The following is a 19,321-nucleotide window of genomic DNA, read 5'->3' as shown; positions in this document are numbered from 1 at the left end:
TCAAAAATATTTATAAATATACACTTTTTAAAAATACATAATTAATTAGTTTTATTATAATTATTTTATTATTAACGAGGAGTTATACCTAATAAAATGCTTTCTTGCGTTAATCCATTTATCAAATTATCTAATTGACCATCATAAGCAATTTTTTCTTCTGCAATTAATATTGCACGAATTGCAATTTTTTTAGTATCTTCTAGATTATGTGATACCATTAATAGTGTTAATTGATGTTTATCACATACCTGTTTAAGTAAGGTTAACATTTCATTACGTAATACTGGATCAAGGGCAGAAAATGGTTCATCTAATAATAAAATTGGTTTTTTTCTAATTAAACAACGTGCTAAAGCAGTACGTTGACGCTGCCCACCTGATATTTGAGAAGGTAAGCATTGAATACAATTATTTAATGAAACTTGTTCTATAATATTATTTACTGCAACTTGTTGAGCTCGATCTAAATGTAAATTTGGTGCAATACCTAAAGCAATATTTTGCCAAACTGTTAGATGATGGAAAAGATTATTTTCCTGAAAAAGTATTGAAACCGGTCGTTTTTCAGGTAATGAAGTAGTATGATTTTTCCCATCCAATAAAATTTTTCCACTTTGTGAAAACTTAAATCCAGCAATTAAATATAGTAAAGTACTTTTTCCTGCACCACTAGGTCCTAATATTACAACCTTTTCTGCTTTACTTACTTGAAAATCAAATTGCATTCTTACTTTATTATAAGAATAAATAAGGTTATCTAATTTAATCATATTTTTTTCCAGATAAATATTTTATCAAAATAAATAAGCTAAAACAAAGTAATAATATTATTAATACAGTTACAGCAGCATCATTATTACGGTATGAACTTAGTTGTTGATAAAGATAATAAGGTAGCGTAAGAAAATTCTCATTACCAAATAAAGAAATAACACCAAAATCACCTATTGAAAGCATACAAGCAAAAGAAAAAGCTTGTCCTATTGTTTTTTTTAAAGATTTTAATTCAATAAGATTAAATCTATTAATACCTTTTATATTTAATGAAATGCATAATAAATTATAACGTTCAGCTAAATCATACATAGGGTTTTCTAGTATTTTAAAAGCATAAGGAATAGCCATTAAAGCATTTGTTAATATAAGTAAACTATAAGTTAAATAACTTAAATTAATAAAATTATGTAATAACAAAAATAATCCAGTTGCTAAAACTAAATCTGATATTGAAAATATTAATAATCCACTAACTTCCAATATTCTGCAAAAAAATATTGAATGTCGTAAACGTAATTCACGAATACTCCAAAGTAACATTACAGTACAGATAACACAAAGTATACCAGAATTAATGGAGATAAGTATTGAATTTGTAAATGCTTGCAGTAATTTTATGTTATGTAATACCTGTAATAATCTAAAATTTAAGGAATCAATAATAATTGCTAATAATGGTGGAATTAAAAAAATTATTGTAATACTAATTATTAGTGTATCCCACAATTTTAGCAAATTACTATCATTTAAATGTTTCCATTTTAAATTGTGGCTATTACCAACCGAAATAATAATATTAAGATTTTGATTTAATAAAGCTACAGATAAACAAAAAAAAAGTTGAATTAACGCCAATACGGCTGCTTTATTTAGATCAAAATCATAACTTAATGATTGATATATAGCTAATGCAATCGTAGTTACATTAGGACCACCACCAAGTATTAATACAGTAGCAAAACTAGTAAAGCACAGCATAAAAATTAATGTACATATTGGTAATATTTGTCTTCTAAGATAAGGCCATTCAATAATACAAAAAATATGCCATTGATTCATACCCAATTGTGCAGCAAGTTGTCTTTGCTCAACTGAAATATTTTCTAATGAAAATAATAAAATTTTGCTAGCTAATGGAAAATTAAAAAAAATATGAGCTAGTACTATACCTTTTAATCCATAAGGAGTAAAATTATAATTAATTCCTAATAAGTTACACAACTTGAAAATCCAACCCATACGCCCATATACAGTTAATAAACCTAAAATAGTTACTAATACTGGTAATACTAGTGTAATAGAGCATAAATGCAGCAATAATTTTCTACCTAGAAAATGACGTCTAAAAAGTGCTTTTGCTAAAAAAATTGCAGGTATAATGGCTAACCCGGTAGATATTGACGCTTGTATAAAAGTAAATTTAATAACATAGAATAAATAACCATCATATATAAATTCTTCCCATCTAATTTTAGAAAAAAAAAACAATAAAGAACTAAAAATAACTACAGTGATAGAAATCAATATAATTGATATAACTATCCCAGGCCAAATTGAATTACTTACTTTTGGTTGACAGCATTTTGCCATAAATAGATCCATTGATTATGATATTTACTTATATCTTCTGCGTTGAATTGTAAAGATTTTTTTGGCACTGGTATATTATTATAAAAATCAGGTAAGGGGATATCAATTACTGGATACATCCAGTTAGTTATTGGTAATATTCTTTGAAATTTTGGTGATAAAATAAATTGCATAAATTGTTGTGCAAGCTTAGGATTTTTGCTGGTTGCTAACTGACCAGCAACTTCAATTTGAAGATAATGGCCTTCATAAAAAAGAGCAGCAGCATAATTTTTCTTATTTTCTATTAATAAATGAAATCCTGGTGAAGAACTATAACTGAGAACAAAATCACTCTCACCTTTTAAAAATAGTCCATATGCCTCACTCCATCCTCTAGTAACAGTCACTGTTTTTATAGATAATTTTTTCCAAGCTTGCACACTATATTTTTTATAAATTTTTTGGATCCAAAGTAATAACCCTAAACCTGGTGTACTAGTACGTGGATCTTGATAGATAATTTTCCATGGTTTTGGACTGTTGATAAGTTCATCTAAACTATTAGGTACTTCAGTAATCCTTTTTTTATCATAAATAAAAGCAAAATAACTATAATCATAAGGAATAAAAATATTATTTTTCCAAGCTATAGGTAATTTCAATTGACTTATATCAACTTTACTTTCAATAAATAATCCAGTTTTTTTAGCTAAATCAATTAAATTATTATCCAGACCTAATACAATATCAGCTGGACTATTTTTTCCTTCTATTCTAAGTCGATTTAATAAAGATATTCCATCATTTAAACCAATTAATTTAAGATTACAATTACATACTTGTTCAAAAATATATTTTGCTATAGGTCCTGGACCCCAATCTGAAATGAAAGAATTATAAGTATACACAGTCAATATAGGTTTGGTTTGAATTGAAAAAGATGATAAAAATATTATAATAACAATTATTAATTTAAAAAATATCAATAACTAGCTCCTCTTTATCTATAATAAAGATAATAAAATCTAACTAAATTAAAATAAGAATTTAAACAACTAATAAAAATATTTAATAGATTGATCAGTCACTCAAATTTATATATAAATATTACATGTAAATATTAATTTTACATAAATATGTTAATTTTAACAATTATTAATTAGTTAACATAAATGCAATTTAATTAACTATACCAATACTTACATATCAATAAATAATTTACTAAATATTAATAAAGTTTTATATTGCCACTATTCATAAAAACATACTATTAAAATTTTACATACTATTCTTAAATTGCAAGAACAGTAAAAAAGAAATGATAATAATAATTTGTTTGAATTAATTAAAAATATTTCATTATAAATTTTAACTGAAAATAAAATATATATATTTCTATATTTTATAGTTTATTTTATAATTAATCTTTGTAAGATATAAATGAAAAACGTTAAACATTACAAACTAATTTTATGATATAATTATTACTATAGTTTACAATTATTAATATATTTTACATTAAAATATATTATATTAAAAAATAACTATAATAAAATAATCTATATTTTTTGTTCTTTAGAATGTCTTTTACAATTACAAATATTTTATAAATAAAAATATGCATTTTAAAAAATTTATAACTATATTAACCTAACATCATATACTATAAATAAACGATTTTTAATTTTTTATAAAATAAAACACTAAATTTTCAATTTTATCACTAATAATATTTTATTAAATTAATTATTTTATATGAATAATTCATTTAATAAAATTATTTAACATAAGACTGGATAATACAATATCCACTACTTCTAATTTAGAACAATATAGTTATGTAACTAATTATTAATTATTTAAAAATATTTTATAAATAACTTAGAAACACTTAACTTTAATTAAAACACATTATGTAATTTGTTTTTTTTAAAAAAATAATATTATTATTAAATAAATTTTAATAGACATAATAATACTAATCAAAAAATAATACAATACAATATATACTAATAAGTTAATTAACTTTTAAATGAGGTAGTCAGATGGTTGATAATGATGGCTACCGCCATAATATAGGAATTGTAATTTGTAATCGAAAGAGTCAAGTATTATGGGCTAAGCGGTATGAACAACATTCATGGCAGTTCCCTCAAGGAGGGATTCATCAAAATGAATCACCTAAACAAGCCATGTATAGGGAATTATTTGAAGAAATTGGATTAAATGATAATGATGTAAAAATATTAACATATACAAAAAAATGGCTTCATTATAAGCTACCAAAACGTTTAGTACGTTGGAATAAAAAACCATTATGTATTGGACAAAAGCAACTCTGGTTTTTATTAGAATTAGTTTGTGATGACAAAAATATTAATTTACAAAAAACCAAAACACCTGAATTTGACAGTTGGCGATGGGTGAGTTATTGGTACCCTATTCGTCAAGTAATTACTTTTAAATATAATGTTTATCGACATGTCATGAAAGAATTTGCTCCAATAGTTATGTCATTAGCTAATGACAATATTATTTATTAAAATAATATATTTATATATCAACTAAATCTATATTAAAATTTATGATAAAAAATATCATATAGTATTTTTTATTTAATATTTATTTTATAAATAAAAACATTATTATTTTTTAAACTTCATTTAATGATGTTATATTTATTAAATTCTATTTTAACAATAAAGGAATAAAATTAATGTATAATAATTATATAATATTTCCTAATATTAATCCTGTTATGTTATCAATTGGACCAATAAATATTTATTGGTATGGTGTAATGTATTTATTAGGGTTCTCTTTCACTTTATGGATAGCAAAAAAAAGAGCTATTAAAAATAATAATGGATTAACAAGTAATGATGTTGAAAATATCCTCTATATAGGATTCTTAGGTGTTATCATTGGTGGACGCATAGGATATGTTCTATTCTATAATTTATCTTATTTTATACATAATCCTTTATATTTATTTAAAATATGGCATGGAGGAATGTCTTTTCATGGTGGATTAATTGGTGTAATATTAGCTATATTTATTTATTCTCAAAAAACTAATTATCGTTTTCTTCAAATTTCAGATTTTATTGCACCATTAATTCCATTCGGGTTAGGATTAGGACGAATAGGTAATTTTATTAACGGAGAACTTTGGGGGCGTATAACATTAAATACACCGTGGGCAATATTATTTCCAAGATCACATTTAGAAGATATCAAAATTGTTAATCAACATCCTTCATTTTTACCTATTTTAAAACAATACGGGGTGTTACCCAGACATCCATCACAACTTTATGAAATGTTTTTTGAAGGTATTATATTGTTTATTATTTTAAATTTATTTATACAAAAAAAACGCCCACAGGGGAGTGTGTCTGGTTTATTTTTAATAAATTATGGTATTTTTCGTGTTTTTATTGAATTTTTCCGTCAACCTGACACACAGTTAGGATTAATTTATGGGGTAAGCATGGGACAAATTTTATCGATTCCTATGATTATTATTGGTATTATTATATTTATATATGCATATAAAACATATAAAAGTAATGATGATAATAGTACATTACTAAAAATGTTAAAAAGAAATAAATAAATTAAAAAATAAATAAATTTATATTTTATATAATTTTATAAAACTTAAAGTATCACTAAATAATAATAATGAAACAATATTTAGATTTATGTCAACGTATTATTAATGAAGGAAAGTGGATAGAAAATCAACGAACTAAAGCAAAATGTTTAACTGTTATAAATGTTGATTTTGAATATGATGTAAAAAATAATCAATTCCCATTAATTACAACTCGTAAAAGTTTTTATAAATCAGCCATTGCTGAATTATTAGGTTATCTAAGGGGATATGTTAGCGCTGCACAATTTAGAAATATTGGATGTAATACTTGGAATGCTAATGCAAATCAAAATCAAGCATGGCTTAATAATCCAAACCGTAAAGGTACAGATGATTTAGGTAGAATTTATGGAGTTCAAGGAAGATCATGGAGACTTCATGATGGAACCTTTTTAGATCAGCTTAAAAAAGTTATTAATAATTTATCAATTGGGATAGATGATAGAGCAGAAATAATTACTTTTTATAATCCTGGGGAATTAGAATTAGGTTGTTTACGACCATGTATGCATACTCATCATTTTTCTTTATTATCCAATGAGTTATATTTAACTTCTTATCAACGTAGTTGTGACGTCCCTTTAGGGCTTAATTTTAATCAAATTCAATGTTTTGTTTTATTAGCATTAGTAGCTCAAATTACAAGCCTTATACCAGGTAAGGTTTACCATAAAATAGTTAACGCCCATATTTATGATAATCAATTACAAATTATGAGAGATATTCAGTTAAAACGTACTCCTTATTCTTTACCACAATTATATATTAACCCTGCTATAAAAACATTAAAAGACATTGAAACTTGGGTAAGTAGCAATGATTTTAATGTTATTAATTATCAACATCATGAACCAATTAAATATCCATTTACAGTATAGATGCTTTTGCTTAAATGCTTTTACTTTGTTTATTAATAAATAACAAAAATATTAAATATTTAACTTATATATGCATTATATTATAGTCAATATACTGTATTAATATAAAATATTTTATAAAAATTTTTTGATAAAAATAAAAACAACTAGTTTATATAAACAAACTTAGAATATTTATAAGATAATAGATCACCTATAGATATCTTCTATACATAACAACATTAAAAGCTGTTTTCTAATTATTTTAATATAATTTAATATAGTTTATATAATATAAACAATTTAAGATTGTATAAATATCGAATATTTCGATATACTTATCTTTCATTAATTTTAATTTTCTTTTATAAAAATTTAAATAAACTTTTAATTTTTAAAATACTATATAAAAACAATAAAAATTTTATTAGAATGTTTTTTTTGCAAATCGTTTTGCTGCTTCATCCCAATTAATAACCGACCAAAATGCTTGAATATATTCTTGTCGACGATTTTCATATTTTAGATAATAAGCATGTTCCCAAAGATCTAATCCTAGAATGGGATAACCAAAAATATTGGAAACTAAGTTTCCCATTAATGGATTATCTTGATTAGAAGTAGAAATTACTACTAATTTATCATTAGATGTTAATATTAACCAAGCCCAACCAGAACCAAAATGGGTTAATGCTGTTTTTTCAAAAACTTGTTTAAAATTTTCTACACTAACAAAATCACGTTCAATTGCTGATTTTAATTGTCCTTGTAATTCAGTACCTATTTTTAATCCTTTCCAAAACATGCTATGATTAGCATGCCCGCCAGCATTATTACGCAAAAAAGTACGCTTAACTAAAGGTATTTTATTCAAATTTTGTATCAAATCTTCTATTTCAAGTTTAGAAAATTCAGGAAAATCTTTTAATATATCATTAGTATTATCCACATATGTTTGATGATGCTTTGTATGATGTATTTTCATTGTTTTTTCATCAAAATACGGTTCTAATGCATCATAATTATATGATAAAGAAGGTAATATATAACTCATTAATAACTCCTATTACTAATATTTAAAAATAATTTAAATTTATTTTGTTAATTTATATATAAAGTAATTTTTATATATATTTGTATTTTAAATTATATATTTTATTTCTTAAAGCAATAATTGCATTTAAGAATGCAACTATATCTTTTTGTTAATTAATAGTCAAATTTAGAATAAAAATAATAAATTTATACTGTTTATAATATTTAATTATCTAATTTTGATATAAATATATGTATAAATTTTTATTTATTTTAATAATATATTATTAACACTTTGATATTTTTTTATTCTATATGGTAATTCTGCTAAGCTATTTATAATCCAATCAACATATTTTTTATCATAATCCATAATAGAATTATTAACACTTACTAATACAGTAGTACCTATTCCAGCATTTTTACCTGCTTTCATATCAGATAATTTATCTCCCACCATATAAGAAGTTTTCATATTAATATTCATTTTTTTTTGTGCTGTAAATAACCAACCAGCTTTTGGTTTACGACAATTACATATTTGTTTATATTTCATTTTAATTGCATTAGGATGATGTGGGCAATAATAAATACCATCAATTTTTATACCATATTGAATAAGTTCCCTATACATCCAGTTAGTCAAATCAATAAATTGTGTTTCTGTGAACAATCCTTTAGCAATGCCTGATTGATTAGTTACTATAACTAAAACATAATTCATTGTTTTTAATTCTTGAAGTGCTTCAACGCTACCTTCTATAAATTGAAAAGTATCCTTTTCATATACATAACCATAGTCATAATTAATAATACCATCACGATCGAGAAAAATAGCTGAAATATTTAAATTCATTAATATCATCACTCAACAGTTATATAAGAATATGTTTAATATATTTCTATATCAATTATAAAATATCAAATAAATCATTTAATTTATCTCATTTAGATTAATAATATTAAAGAATAATTTTAACCTCTAAAAACTATTAATTTATAATCACAGATACTTTTTAAAAAATATTTTATTTACTAAATTGTAACATAAAATAAATAAAAATATTGTTATTGTACCATATACATTATATGATTCTATAACATTCAATAAAAAATAAAATTTAATAAATATTAAATATCATTTATTTTAAATAAGTTAAATATTATATTTATATTTTCAATAAAAAATAATTATAAATAAATTTGTAATATACAATTAAACTAAATTTATTAAATAATATGATAAGTCATTCTTTATCAATGGAAATTTAAGAATGCGTACCAGCCAATACCTTCTATCTACTTTAAAAAAAAATCCTAAAGAAGCAGAAGTTATTAGTCATCAATTAATGCTTCGTTCAGGTATGATACGTAAAATGTCTTTAGGATTATATAACTGGTTACCTACTGGTATACGAGTTTTAAGAAAGATTGAAAATATTATTCGTGAAGAAATGAATAGAACTGGTGCAATGGAAATTTCTATGCCTATAGTACAACAAGCAGATTTATGGAAAAAAAGTGGACGTTGGGAAAAATATGGAGCAGAATTACTTCGTTTTATTGATCGTAGCCAAAGATATTTTGTACTTGGTCCAACTAATGAAGAAGTTATTAGTGATCTTATCAGTAATGAAGTACGATCTTATAAACAACTACCATTAAATCTATATCAAATACAAACAAAATTTCGTGATGAAATTAGACCACGTTTTGGTGTTATGCGATCTCGTGAATTTATTATGAAGGATGCTTATTCTTTTCATAAAGACAAAGAGTCTCTACAACAAACATACGATGCAATGTATACGGCATATAGTTCAATATTTAAGCGTATTGGCTTAAATTTTAAAGTAGTTCAAGCAGATACTGGTTCTATTGGTGGTAATACTTCACATGAATTTCAAGCATTGGCTAATAGTGGTGAAGATAATATTGTATTTTCTAATATATCAAATTACGCTGCTAATATAGAATTAGCAGAAGCAATTTGTATACAATCTTGTTGTGCTGCACCTACTGAAAATTTACGTCTTGTAGATACACCTGATGTCAAAACTATTTCTGAACTTATAAGTAAATATAATATACCTATTGAAAAAACAATTAAAATATTTGTTGTTGATGCAAAAAAAAATAGTGGTCATCAATTTGTTGCCTTATTAATTAGAGGTGATCATCAATTAAATAAAATTAAAGCAGAAAAACATCCTATAATCGCTAGTCCATTAAGATTTGCAACAGAAAAAGAAATTTATACAAAACTAAAACTCAAATTAAATTCATTAGGACCTATTAATTTACCTATACCAATCATAATCGATAGGAGTGTTGCAGTAATGAGTGATTTTAGTGCTGGAGCAAATATTGAACATAAACATTATTTTGGTATTAATTGGAAGAGAGATCTTCCTTTGTCTAATATTTATGATCTACGTAATGTTATTGAAGGAGATCTAAGTCCGGATGGAAAAGGAATACTAAAAATTAAACGAGGAATAGAAATTGGACATATTTTTCAATTAGGCACCAAATATTCTAAAGCTATGAATGTAAAATTTCAAAATAAATTTGGTTATAATCAAAAAATAATGATGGGATGTTATGGTATTGGTATCACTAGAATTATAGGAGCGGTAATTGAACAAAATCATGATGATAAAGGAATTATCTGGCCTGATGCAATAGCACCTTTTCAAGTTGCTATTTTACCAATAAACATGTATAACTCAACTAGAGTTAAAGAAATAGCTGAAAAACTTTATTATGATTTATTAACAAACGGTATTGATGTACTTTTTGATGATCGAAAAGTACAATCTGGTATCATGTTTGCTGAAATGGATCTTATTGGAATACCACACATAATTGTGATTAGTGATCGCAACTTAGATAATAATGAGTTTGAATATAAACAACGTAACTATCATCAAAATAACGAAAAAAAATATATTAAACTTACTAAAATAAATGATTTTTTAAAAACATTGCTATAATTTTTAGTTAAAAAAATAAACAATTTAGTCTGCTATTTAGTTATTAAACTAAATAAAATTTTTTACAACATATTATTAAATAATAACATATATAATTATACTGATATATCTAACAACAAATAATATTTTGTCTGTTTTAACTAAAAAATTATACTTACTATATCTAATAAAATTAATATTAATTTTATTAGAATTTTAATATTTAAACATATATGGTTTAAATTATTAATAGTATAATTTTTACAAAAATTATACTATATCATATATATGATGCACCATATTTTTGACAATTTTTCTAAAAAACACTTATTTTATTTTTAAACGCTTTTTAATGCGAGCTGCTTTACCAGAAAGTTTACGTAAATAATATAATTTCGCTCTACGTACCGAACCTAAATGGTGAACTATAATACTATCTATAATTGGTGAATGTATCTGAAATACTCTCTCAACACCTTCACCATAAGAAATTTTACGAACAGCAAATGCTGAATGTAACCCTCTATTACGAATAGCAATAACAATACCTTCAAAAGATTGTAACCGTTTTTTTAACCCTTCAACCACCCATAGCTTAACTTCTACGGTATCACCTGGACGAAATAATGGTATATCTTGTTTAATTTGTTTCTGTTCAAGAGCATAAATAATATTACTCATAATTAATATTTTATTCCTAGTACTTGTAAAATTACTATTTATCAAAAAGTATAAAAAATATTTTTTATAATCTAGACTTAATTTAACAATCTTTAATTTCTTTTTTAAATTCTGTTAATAAAATTGTTTCCTCTTCAGTAAGTAATAGATTATCTAATAAATCTGGTCTTCTCAACCATGTTCTACCTAATGAATGTTTTTTTCTCCAACGTTTTATTTTCGCATGATTACCAGATAATAAAACACTAGGAACTTGTATGTTATTAAATATTTTAGGCCTAGTATAATGATGACAATCAAGTAATCCAGTTACAAAAGAATCATCTTTTAATGATTCATAATGATTTAATACACCAGGAATCAACCTAGCAACTGCATCAATAATTACCATTGCTGGCAATTCTCCCCCACTCAAAACATAATCACCGATTGACCATTCTTCATCAATTTCCATTTCAATAATACGTTCATCAATACCTTTATATCTTCCACAAACTAGAATTAATTTGTTATTAACCATAATTTTATATAAATCTTGTTGATTTAATTTACGTCCCTGTGGGGATAAATAAATCACCTTAATATCATCTTCTTCACCTCCTAGTTTAGATTTAGCTGCATGAATAGCATCTATAAGTGGCTGTGCCATCATCAACATACCACGTCCACCACCATATAACCGATCATCTATAGTTTTATGTTTATTTTGAGAGTAATATCTTGGATTCCAAAAATGTATAATTAACAAACCATTTTTTACTGCTCGACCTATAATTCCATATTCTGTTATTGCACGAAACATTTCCGGAAATAAGCTAATTATCCCTATCAACATTTTTCTATTCACTAATATATTTTTAATATATAAAATTTAAAATTTAGGATCCCAATCTACTTCAATAATATTAGTAGTAAAATTAATAGTTTTTATTACTTGTTTATCAATAAATGGTATTAATCGTTCTTTAATATGAAATGCATCGTTTATAGTTGCTTGTATTATTAATACATCATTTACACCAGTATCTATTAAATCCTTAACATAACCTAAATTATAATATCCTTGTATAGTAATAACCTCACAACCAATTAAATCCCTCCAATAATATTCCTTATCATTAAGAATAGGTAATTGTATTGAATCAATAATAATTTCAAAATTAGTCATCAAAATAGCAGAACTTCTATTATTGATATTTTTTATTTTTAAAATAATACATTTATTGTGATATTTCCATTTCTCTAATTCTATCAGTTTCCATTCATAAGAATAACGAACAAATAACGGTTGATATTTAAAAATATTTTCAATGTATTCAGTATACAAATACACTCTAATCCAACCAAGAATACCATACGGAGATCCTAATCTTCCTAATGCAATTGGATTAATAGGCGTCTGCAAATAATTTTTTTTATTTAACATGACCATCAAAACTTAAATGATTTTTATATTTTTTTATTAAAGTTAATACACGATCTGATGCTTTAGCTCCTATACTAATCCAATAGTTAATACGATCTAAATCTAAACGCAATTGTTCAGACTTACCTCCTGATATAGGATCAAAGAAACCTAGACGTTCGATAAATCTACCATCACGAGAATTACGACTATCTGTAATAACAATGTGATAAAATGGACGCTTTTTTACACCACCACGAGCTAAACGGATTGATACCATAACTTCCCTCAACAAAAAAATTCTAGCGAGATACAAATCATAAAATATGCTAAATATTACATTTAAATTTATTTTATTATTTTTATTATAAAAAGCAAGTAAGAATTAAATTCTTAATTATTAGTAATTAATTACTATAAAAATTATTTAACATCTTAATCTTACATATTAATTTATATAATCCTCCTTTTTTTACATTCTTTATAATATGTTTCATATCATAAAATTGTTTAAGCAATTTATTAACATGCTGTACTTGTGTTCCAGAACCAAGCGCAATACGTCTTTTACGTGAACCTTTAATAATTTCTGGATTTTCTCGTTCTTTATTTGTCATTGAACGAATAATAGCTTCCATTCTAATTAACGTTTTATTATTAATATCTGATTCAATAAAATTAAAACATTGTAATACACTAGGTATTTTATTTAATAAGGCAGTTATACCTCCAATACTACGCATATATTTTAGCTGATCAAGAAAATCATTTAAATTAAAACTATTACTATTTTTAAATTTATAAGCAATATTTTTTATTTTTTTATTATTTAATTTATTTTCTATTGCTTGAATAAAAGATAAAGTATCCCCCATACCAAGAATACGAGAACTTATTCTCTCAGCATAAAAAATCTCTAAATCATTAATTTTCTCTCCTATTCCTAAAAACTTAATTGGTTTACCAGTAATATATTGAATAGATAATGCTGCTCCTCCACGAGTATCACTGTCAATTTTAGTTAAAATGACTCCAGTTAATAGTAATTTCTCATTAAAAATTTTAGATGCATGTGCAATATCTTGTCCAACCATAGCATCTACAACAAATAATGTTTCTATCGGATTAATAGCATTATGGACAGTTTGAATTTCTTTCATCATAAACTCATCAATATGTAAATATCCTGTAGTATCAACAATAAGCACATCATAAAGTTCTATTTTTGTATGTTGTAGTGCATTAACAGCAATTGTAATTGGTTTATCATGAGATTTAGATGCAAAAAAATCTATATTAGCTATTTTAGTCAGTACCTCTAATTGTTTAATAGCAGCAGGACGATAAACGTCAATGGAAGTAACTAAAACTTTTTTTTTCTTTTGATATTTTAATAACTTTCCTAATTTAACAACAGTAGTAGTTTTACCAGAACCTGGTAACCCAACTACAAAAATAACACTTGGTTTTTGTGATTCTAAATCTAAAACACCACTAACTCCTTCTATTAGTTTTGTTAGTTTTTTTTGAACAATTTTTACAAATTCTTGACCTGGGGTTAAATTTTTATTTATATCTTGCCCTATGGCTTCTTTTTTTATTAATTTAATAAATTCACTAATAACTGGTAAAGCCACATCAGCCTCTAATAATGCTATACGAATTTCACGTAGTGTTTCTTTTATATTATTCTCAGTTAATCTTCCACGACTACTAATATTTCTTAATATACTAGAAAATTTATTTGTTAAATTATCAAACATATTATTTACTCTATTGGATTTATTTTAAATTAATACTTTTAATAATCAAAAAAACTTTTTAAGAATATTAAAATTATATATTAAAATTCATAAAAAATTATTTTTAAGCATTACAAACTAAATCTTAAAAAGATATATTATTAATTTTAGATTTAAATAAAAAATATTTTAGTGAAAAGATTTTAATACTAATATATTAATATATATAACATAACTAAAAGTTTTCTAATAAAAAATTAATTTTAAAAAATAAGTTATCTAAGTTAGTTTATTCAATAAAAATAGAATTACATATAACTAAATAGTTATAATATATCTGTCATTAAATATACTATAAAATTTATAAAAATATAATATATTTATAACTATATAATTTTAGAATTATTTAAATTTTATTAAAAGTATTTAGATTAAAAGTATTTAATCTTTAATTAAATCATTTTAAATTTAATAAGTATTAAAATTTAATTTTACAATAAATTATTAATTATCTAAATTTGGATAGCATATTTATTTCATAAATAAAATGAATTTATTATAATAAATTTTAAATATATATGTATTTAAAAATATTTTTATTTACTAATTAACACAGGAATTTAATTTTGGAGCAAATATCAATAAATACTTTAATTATAATATTAATTATAATGATTATTTTATCTGCATATTTTTCTGCATCAGAAACAGGGATGATGATGATAAATAAATATAAATTACGTCATTTATCAAAACACGGGCATTCAGCTGCTCGTAGAGTTGAAATTCTTTTAAAACAACCTGATCGTTTAATCAGTCTTATTTTAATAAGTAATAATTTAATTAATATTTTAGCATCATCATTGGCAACCATTATTGGTATGAAACTATACGGTGATATTGGTGTTGTTATTGCCACTAGTAGCTTAACTATTATAATCTTGATTTTTGCTGAAGTGTTACCAAAAACAATGGCTACACTTTATCCAGAAAAAGTAGCATTCAATAGTAGTCTACTATTAAAACCATTACAAAAATTAATGCTACCAATTATCTGGTTATTTAATAATATTACATTTATATTTATGCATTTATTAGGTATCAAATCACCTATTATAAATAGCGATGCAATTAGTAAAGATGAATTACGTACAATTGTTAATGAATCTAAAAGCAAACTATCTAGTCGTAACCAAGATATGTTAATTTCAATTTTAGATTTAGAAAAAGTGACTGTAGAAGAAATTATGGTGCCAAGAAATGAAATCATTGGAATTAATGTTAATGATGAATGGAAATCTATTATAAGGCAGTTAACTCATACACCACACGGAAGAATTGTTCTTTATCGTGATACACTTGACGATATGATTGGTATGTTACGTGTTCGTGAAGCATATCGTCTCATGGTTAAAAAAAAAGAATTCAATAAAAAAAATTTAATAAGAGCTGCCGATGAAATTTATTTCATCCCAGAAAACACACCATTAAATATACAACTTATAAAATTTCAACGAAATAATGAAAAAGTAGGTATTATTGTTGATGAATATGGCGATATTCAAGGATTAGTAACAGTAGAAGATATTCTTGAAGAAATTGTTGGTGATTTTACTACTTCAATATTTCCAAGTTTGGATGAAGAAATTTTACTACAAAAAGATGGTTCTATTTTAATTGATGGTACCACTAATATAAGGGAATTAAACAAGGCTTTAAATTGGGATTTACCTGTTGATGGGGCTAGAACTATAAATGGTTTATTATTAGAAGAATTAGGAGATATTCCAAAAATAAATACTCAAATTAAGATAGGTAAATATTGTTTTAAAGTATTAGCTATCAACGGTAATGTAATAAAAAAAATAATAGCAACACCTATAGAAGTGCCATTTACAACAAAAAAAAGAACGTGACAACTTAAATTTTATAGTTCTTATTCTTCTTAAGAAATTATTCTATTAATTAATCTAAAATATTTTATTTTTTTATTTAAAATAAAATTTTAAATAATTATCAAAACTCATTTTATCTCTTTGTTCAATTTCTAATTGTTTATAAATTGAATTATGACAGATATTAGTAAATTTAGTAGAATTTATAACTTCATAAGATTCATTATTTAACTGTTTATAATAATATTGCGATAACTGTAATCCATAATAACTAATACCTTTTTCAATCATAGGTGATAATATTTTTCCAGAATAAGTGAGATCTGGATTATCAAACATTATAGTTAGTTGAGAGAAAATTTTCTCATATCTTGTTTTATCGATGTATTCTAACATATCAACAATTTTTATTAAATTATCAAATAAAATCCGACCTACATCTTTTAAAGGTTTTATTAATTTACCACAATTAATAGCAATTATTTGTCCTGGTTTACGCCCTTCAAGAATAACCTTATTCCAATTATATCTACAGCAATTCAATTCTTTTTCATCCATTAATGGTGAATCTGCTAAAACACACCAAATCAAAAAGAGATCAAGAAAAAGAATCTGAATTTCATCAATACCAATAGCATTAAAAGGATTAATATCCAAAGATCTAACTTCAATATATTCAATTCCACGTTTTAATAATGCATATGACGATGATTCATTACCAATAAGTACACGTTTGGGACGAATAGGAGCATAAAATTCATTTTCAATTTGCAAAATATTAGTATTTAATTGTAAATATTGTCCATATTTATTATAAATACCTAATTTTACAAACTCAGGTGATGGTTTTTTTATAGCTTGTTGAATTAATCCAATATAATTTTTTAAATTATTTAAATTAATTTTTAAATGATTTTGAAATTTATTATTATATCCTACAGCACTCATTCTTAATGATGTTGCATAAGGCAAATAATAGATTCCTGTAGATGTTTTTTCAAAATTTAATTTCCTAGATCTATCTTTAACAAAAGAACTATAAATTGCCGGAGAAGCACCAAATAAATATGGAATAACCCAACCAAAACGATAATAATTTCTAATAAGTCTAAAATAACCAGCAGAAATTTTTTCTTTGCCGCTTTCAGCATCTTTAATTCCTATTAATATTTGCCAAAATTTAATTGGCAATGAAAAATTATAATGTATACCAGCAATTGTTTGCATAAAAGCACCATAACGATTTTTTAATCCTTCTCTATATAATGTTTTAAAACGACCTATATTGGAAACACCATATTTAGCAAGTTTTATATTATCTTGATGTTCTATAAAACAAGGTATACTTAATGGCCATAACAATTCATTATCAAGATTACGTATTGTATATCGATATAAATCTCTTAAAAATGCCAAATCATACCTAATATTATTATTAACAGGAGTAATAAATTCTAATAAAGATTCTGCAAAATCAGTTGTAATCCATGGATGGGTTAATGCTTTTCCTAAACTATTAGGATGTTGTGACTGAGCTAATCTTCCTTTTTGGGTAATTCTTAATGTTTCACGTTCAATTCCTCGACGGATATCATTAAAAATATTAGGATATGAATTTAATAAAAATAGATTTTTTGATACATTAGGAATCAAAATTATCTTCCGTTATTTATTAATTATTAATTATTAATTATTACTGTTAAAAGTAACTTTTACGAAAATAATTTAAATTATTGTCTTATATCTAATTTAAAATTAAAAAAATATGTATTAATAATTATATATATCGTAGAATATAAAACCTTGTCTTAATTGACAAGGTTTTATATTCTACGCATCCAGAAGGATTCGAACCTCCGACCACCCGGTTCGTAGCCGAGTACTCTATCCAAACTGAGCTATGGATGCATTATTAACATGGCGGTGAGGGAGAGATTCGAACCCTCGATGCAGTTATTAACAACATACTCCCTTAGCAGGGGAGCGCCTTCAACCTCTCGGCCACCTCACCATAAAATAAAATTAATATAATTATATGATATCCGTTGATATAATATCATTTATATTACTTTTCTAAATTTTAAAAATCAAATAATTTAATGTTTTATAGTTATAAATTAATTATACATTTTAAAATATATAATTAATCATTCAAAAAAACAAAATTTTTATATATCTTATAAGTAAATTATAAATCAATTTACATTTAAATAAAATTAATAAATAACAAAATAAAAATAATTTGATTAAAAATCTAAAAAAAGAATTTATCTAAATAATATTTATTGTAAGTTACATAAATGTAACGAATACAAATTTTAAATGATTACAAAAACTTTAAGTTACAAGCATATTAATAGTATATAAAATAACAAACGATTGATATAATTATCTATTTACTAGGCTGGACTTTTTCAGCTTGTATCCGTTGATAAATTTCTTCACGATGAACAAAGATTTCTCTAGGAGCATTAACTCCTATTCGCACTTGGTTGCCTTTTACACCTAATACTGTTACTGTTATATCATCTCCTATCATGAGCGTTTCACCAACTCGACGAGTCAGAATAAGCATTCTTTACTCCTTGAAAATTAAAATAATTTCTTTTATTTATACCTATCTATTATCTATTATATATTATGAAAACGCAAAACAATGATACTAAAACATTAAATAAATATAATACTAATATTTAATTTTTATTAAATCTATATATT

17 protein-coding genes and 2 tRNA genes are annotated in these 19,321 nt (G+C 24.0%); 5 read left to right on the top strand and 14 right to left on the bottom strand.

The window, feature by feature from the left end:
* Positions 1-71 precede the first annotated feature (71 nt).
* From thiQ to thiB, 3 genes are read right to left on the bottom strand one after another with little or no spacing between them, the layout of a single operon-like run.
* The gene (gene thiQ, locus AUT07_RS01965; RefSeq protein ID WP_066283491.1) at positions 72-773 is read right to left on the bottom strand and encodes a thiamine ABC transporter ATP-binding protein ThiQ; all 702 of its coding nucleotides are present in this window, start codon (positions 771-773) and stop codon (positions 72-74) included.
* Positions 766-2,370 carry a thiamine/thiamine pyrophosphate ABC transporter permease gene (thiP, locus tag AUT07_RS01960; protein WP_066283489.1) on the bottom strand — a complete coding sequence of 535 codons (1,605 nt, stop codon included), beginning with the start codon at positions 2,368-2,370 and terminating at the stop codon, positions 766-768. Before thiP ends, thiQ begins: the two co-directional genes overlap by 8 nt.
* Positions 2,343-3,335 (bottom strand): thiamine ABC transporter substrate binding subunit, encoded by a 993-nt coding sequence (thiB, locus tag AUT07_RS01955; protein WP_066284172.1) that lies wholly within the window; start codon positions 3,333-3,335, stop codon positions 2,343-2,345. Before thiB ends, thiP begins: the two co-directional genes overlap by 28 nt.
* A gap of 1,062 nt (positions 3,336-4,397) precedes the next feature.
* On the opposite strand from thiB, the gene rppH reads away from it, so the two are divergent.
* The 3 genes from rppH (at position 4,398) to AUT07_RS01940 (ending at position 6,891) form a co-directional block, all read left to right on the top strand.
* A complete protein-coding gene (gene rppH / locus AUT07_RS01950) occupies positions 4,398-4,895 on the top strand; it encodes an RNA pyrophosphohydrolase (protein ID WP_066283487.1) in 498 nt (165 codons plus the stop codon).
* 173 nt (positions 4,896-5,068) lie between these two features.
* Complete coding sequence (lgt, locus tag AUT07_RS01945; RefSeq protein WP_066283484.1) at positions 5,069-5,971, top strand: prolipoprotein diacylglyceryl transferase; 903 nt, start codon at positions 5,069-5,071, stop codon at positions 5,969-5,971.
* 68 nt (positions 5,972-6,039) lie between these two features.
* Positions 6,040-6,891, top strand: coding sequence for a thymidylate synthase (locus tag AUT07_RS01940; protein WP_066283482.1), 852 nt, complete (start codon positions 6,040-6,042; stop codon positions 6,889-6,891).
* Between the two features lie 406 nt (positions 6,892-7,297).
* On the opposite strand, the gene AUT07_RS01935 is transcribed toward AUT07_RS01940, so the two are convergent.
* Both AUT07_RS01935 and gmhB read right to left on the bottom strand, forming a co-directional pair.
* Complete coding sequence (locus tag AUT07_RS01935; RefSeq protein WP_066283480.1) at positions 7,298-7,924, bottom strand: Fe-Mn family superoxide dismutase; 627 nt, start codon at positions 7,922-7,924, stop codon at positions 7,298-7,300.
* Positions 7,925-8,173: 249 nt separating this feature from the next.
* Positions 8,174-8,761: a D-glycero-beta-D-manno-heptose 1,7-bisphosphate 7-phosphatase gene (gene gmhB / locus AUT07_RS01930; RefSeq protein ID WP_066283472.1), complete on the bottom strand. Its 588-nt coding sequence runs from the start codon at positions 8,759-8,761 to the stop codon at positions 8,174-8,176.
* 418 nt (positions 8,762-9,179) lie between these two features.
* Here gmhB and AUT07_RS01925 point away from each other — a divergent pair, with 418 nt between their 5' ends.
* Positions 9,180-10,901, top strand: coding sequence for a proline--tRNA ligase (locus AUT07_RS01925; protein ID WP_066283470.1), 1,722 nt, complete (start codon positions 9,180-9,182; stop codon positions 10,899-10,901).
* Positions 10,902-11,207: 306 nt separating this feature from the next.
* On the opposite strand, the gene rplS is transcribed toward AUT07_RS01925, so the two are convergent.
* The 5 genes from rplS to ffh all read right to left on the bottom strand — a co-directional run bounded on the left by rplS (position 11,208) and on the right by ffh (position 14,729).
* Positions 11,208-11,561 carry a 50S ribosomal protein L19 gene (gene rplS / locus AUT07_RS01920; RefSeq protein WP_066283464.1) on the bottom strand — a complete coding sequence of 118 codons (354 nt, stop codon included), beginning with the start codon at positions 11,559-11,561 and terminating at the stop codon, positions 11,208-11,210.
* Between the two features lie 82 nt (positions 11,562-11,643).
* Entirely contained in the window at positions 11,644-12,396 is a 753-nt protein-coding gene (trmD, locus tag AUT07_RS01915; protein WP_066283462.1) for a tRNA (guanosine(37)-N1)-methyltransferase TrmD, read from the bottom strand.
* Positions 12,397-12,432: 36 nt separating this feature from the next.
* The gene (gene rimM / locus AUT07_RS01910) at positions 12,433-12,987 is read right to left on the bottom strand and encodes a ribosome maturation factor RimM (protein ID WP_066283461.1); all 555 of its coding nucleotides are present in this window, start codon (positions 12,985-12,987) and stop codon (positions 12,433-12,435) included.
* Positions 12,977-13,246 carry a 30S ribosomal protein S16 gene (gene rpsP / locus AUT07_RS01905; RefSeq protein ID WP_066283454.1) on the bottom strand — a complete coding sequence of 90 codons (270 nt, stop codon included), beginning with the start codon at positions 13,244-13,246 and terminating at the stop codon, positions 12,977-12,979. The genes rimM and rpsP overlap by 11 nt, the downstream gene beginning before the upstream one ends.
* A gap of 127 nt (positions 13,247-13,373) precedes the next feature.
* A complete protein-coding gene (gene ffh, locus AUT07_RS01900) occupies positions 13,374-14,729 on the bottom strand; it encodes a signal recognition particle protein (RefSeq protein WP_066283446.1) in 1,356 nt (451 codons plus the stop codon).
* 602 nt (positions 14,730-15,331) lie between these two features.
* On the opposite strand from ffh, the gene AUT07_RS01895 reads away from it, so the two are divergent.
* A complete protein-coding gene (locus tag AUT07_RS01895; protein WP_395496607.1) occupies positions 15,332-16,624 on the top strand; it encodes a CNNM domain-containing protein in 1,293 nt (430 codons plus the stop codon).
* A gap of 72 nt (positions 16,625-16,696) precedes the next feature.
* Here the strand turns inward: AUT07_RS01895 and gshA are convergent, their stop codons facing one another.
* From gshA to csrA, 4 genes are all read right to left on the bottom strand, one after another.
* Positions 16,697-18,256: a glutamate--cysteine ligase gene (gene gshA, locus AUT07_RS01890; protein WP_066283441.1), complete on the bottom strand. Its 1,560-nt coding sequence runs from the start codon at positions 18,254-18,256 to the stop codon at positions 16,697-16,699.
* A 180-nt stretch (positions 18,257-18,436) separates the two neighbouring features.
* Positions 18,437-18,511 (bottom strand) — tRNA-Arg (locus AUT07_RS01885).
* A gap of 10 nt (positions 18,512-18,521) precedes the next feature.
* Positions 18,522-18,614: transfer RNA gene (locus tag AUT07_RS01880), tRNA-Ser, on the bottom strand.
* 381 nt (positions 18,615-18,995) lie between these two features.
* Complete coding sequence (gene csrA / locus AUT07_RS01875) at positions 18,996-19,178, bottom strand: carbon storage regulator CsrA (protein WP_066283439.1); 183 nt, start codon at positions 19,176-19,178, stop codon at positions 18,996-18,998.
* Positions 19,179-19,321: the final 143 nt, after the last annotated feature.

The sequence above is a fragment of the Candidatus Arsenophonus lipoptenae genome (assembly GCF_001534665.1).
Lineage (GTDB): Bacteria > Pseudomonadota > Gammaproteobacteria > Enterobacterales > Enterobacteriaceae > Arsenophonus > Arsenophonus lipoptenae.
Note: the sequence above shows the minus strand (reverse complement) of the source record. Positions and strands in the feature narration are given on the sequence as shown.

Bases quoted from the DNA above. Each gene is read 5' to 3' on its own strand.
- thiQ (WP_066283491.1), bottom strand. From the start codon at position 773: ATGATTAAATTAGATAACCTTATTTATTCTTATAATAAAGTAAGAATG.
- thiP (WP_066283489.1), bottom strand. From the start codon at position 2,370: ATGGCAAAATGCTGTCAACCAAAAGTAAGTAATTCAATTTGGCCTGGG.
- rppH (WP_066283487.1), top strand. From the start codon at position 4,398: ATGGTTGATAATGATGGCTACCGCCATAATATAGGAATTGTAATTTGT.
- lgt (WP_066283484.1), top strand. From the start codon at position 5,069: ATGTATAATAATTATATAATATTTCCTAATATTAATCCTGTTATGTTA.
- AUT07_RS01940 (WP_066283482.1), top strand. From the start codon at position 6,040: ATGAAACAATATTTAGATTTATGTCAACGTATTATTAATGAAGGAAAG.
- AUT07_RS01935 (WP_066283480.1), bottom strand. From the start codon at position 7,924: ATGAGTTATATATTACCTTCTTTATCATATAATTATGATGCATTAGAA.
- gmhB (WP_066283472.1), bottom strand. From the start codon at position 8,761: ATGAATTTAAATATTTCAGCTATTTTTCTCGATCGTGATGGTATTATT.
- AUT07_RS01925 (WP_066283470.1), top strand. From the start codon at position 9,180: ATGCGTACCAGCCAATACCTTCTATCTACTTTAAAAAAAAATCCTAAA.
- rplS (WP_066283464.1), bottom strand. From the start codon at position 11,561: ATGAGTAATATTATTTATGCTCTTGAACAGAAACAAATTAAACAAGAT.
- trmD (WP_066283462.1), bottom strand. From the start codon at position 12,396: ATGTTGATAGGGATAATTAGCTTATTTCCGGAAATGTTTCGTGCAATA.
- rimM (WP_066283461.1), bottom strand. From the start codon at position 12,987: ATGTTAAATAAAAAAAATTATTTGCAGACGCCTATTAATCCAATTGCA.
- rpsP (WP_066283454.1), bottom strand. From the start codon at position 13,246: ATGGTATCAATCCGTTTAGCTCGTGGTGGTGTAAAAAAGCGTCCATTT.
- ffh (WP_066283446.1), bottom strand. From the start codon at position 14,729: ATGTTTGATAATTTAACAAATAAATTTTCTAGTATATTAAGAAATATT.
- csrA (WP_066283439.1), bottom strand. From the start codon at position 19,178: ATGCTTATTCTGACTCGTCGAGTTGGTGAAACGCTCATGATAGGAGAT.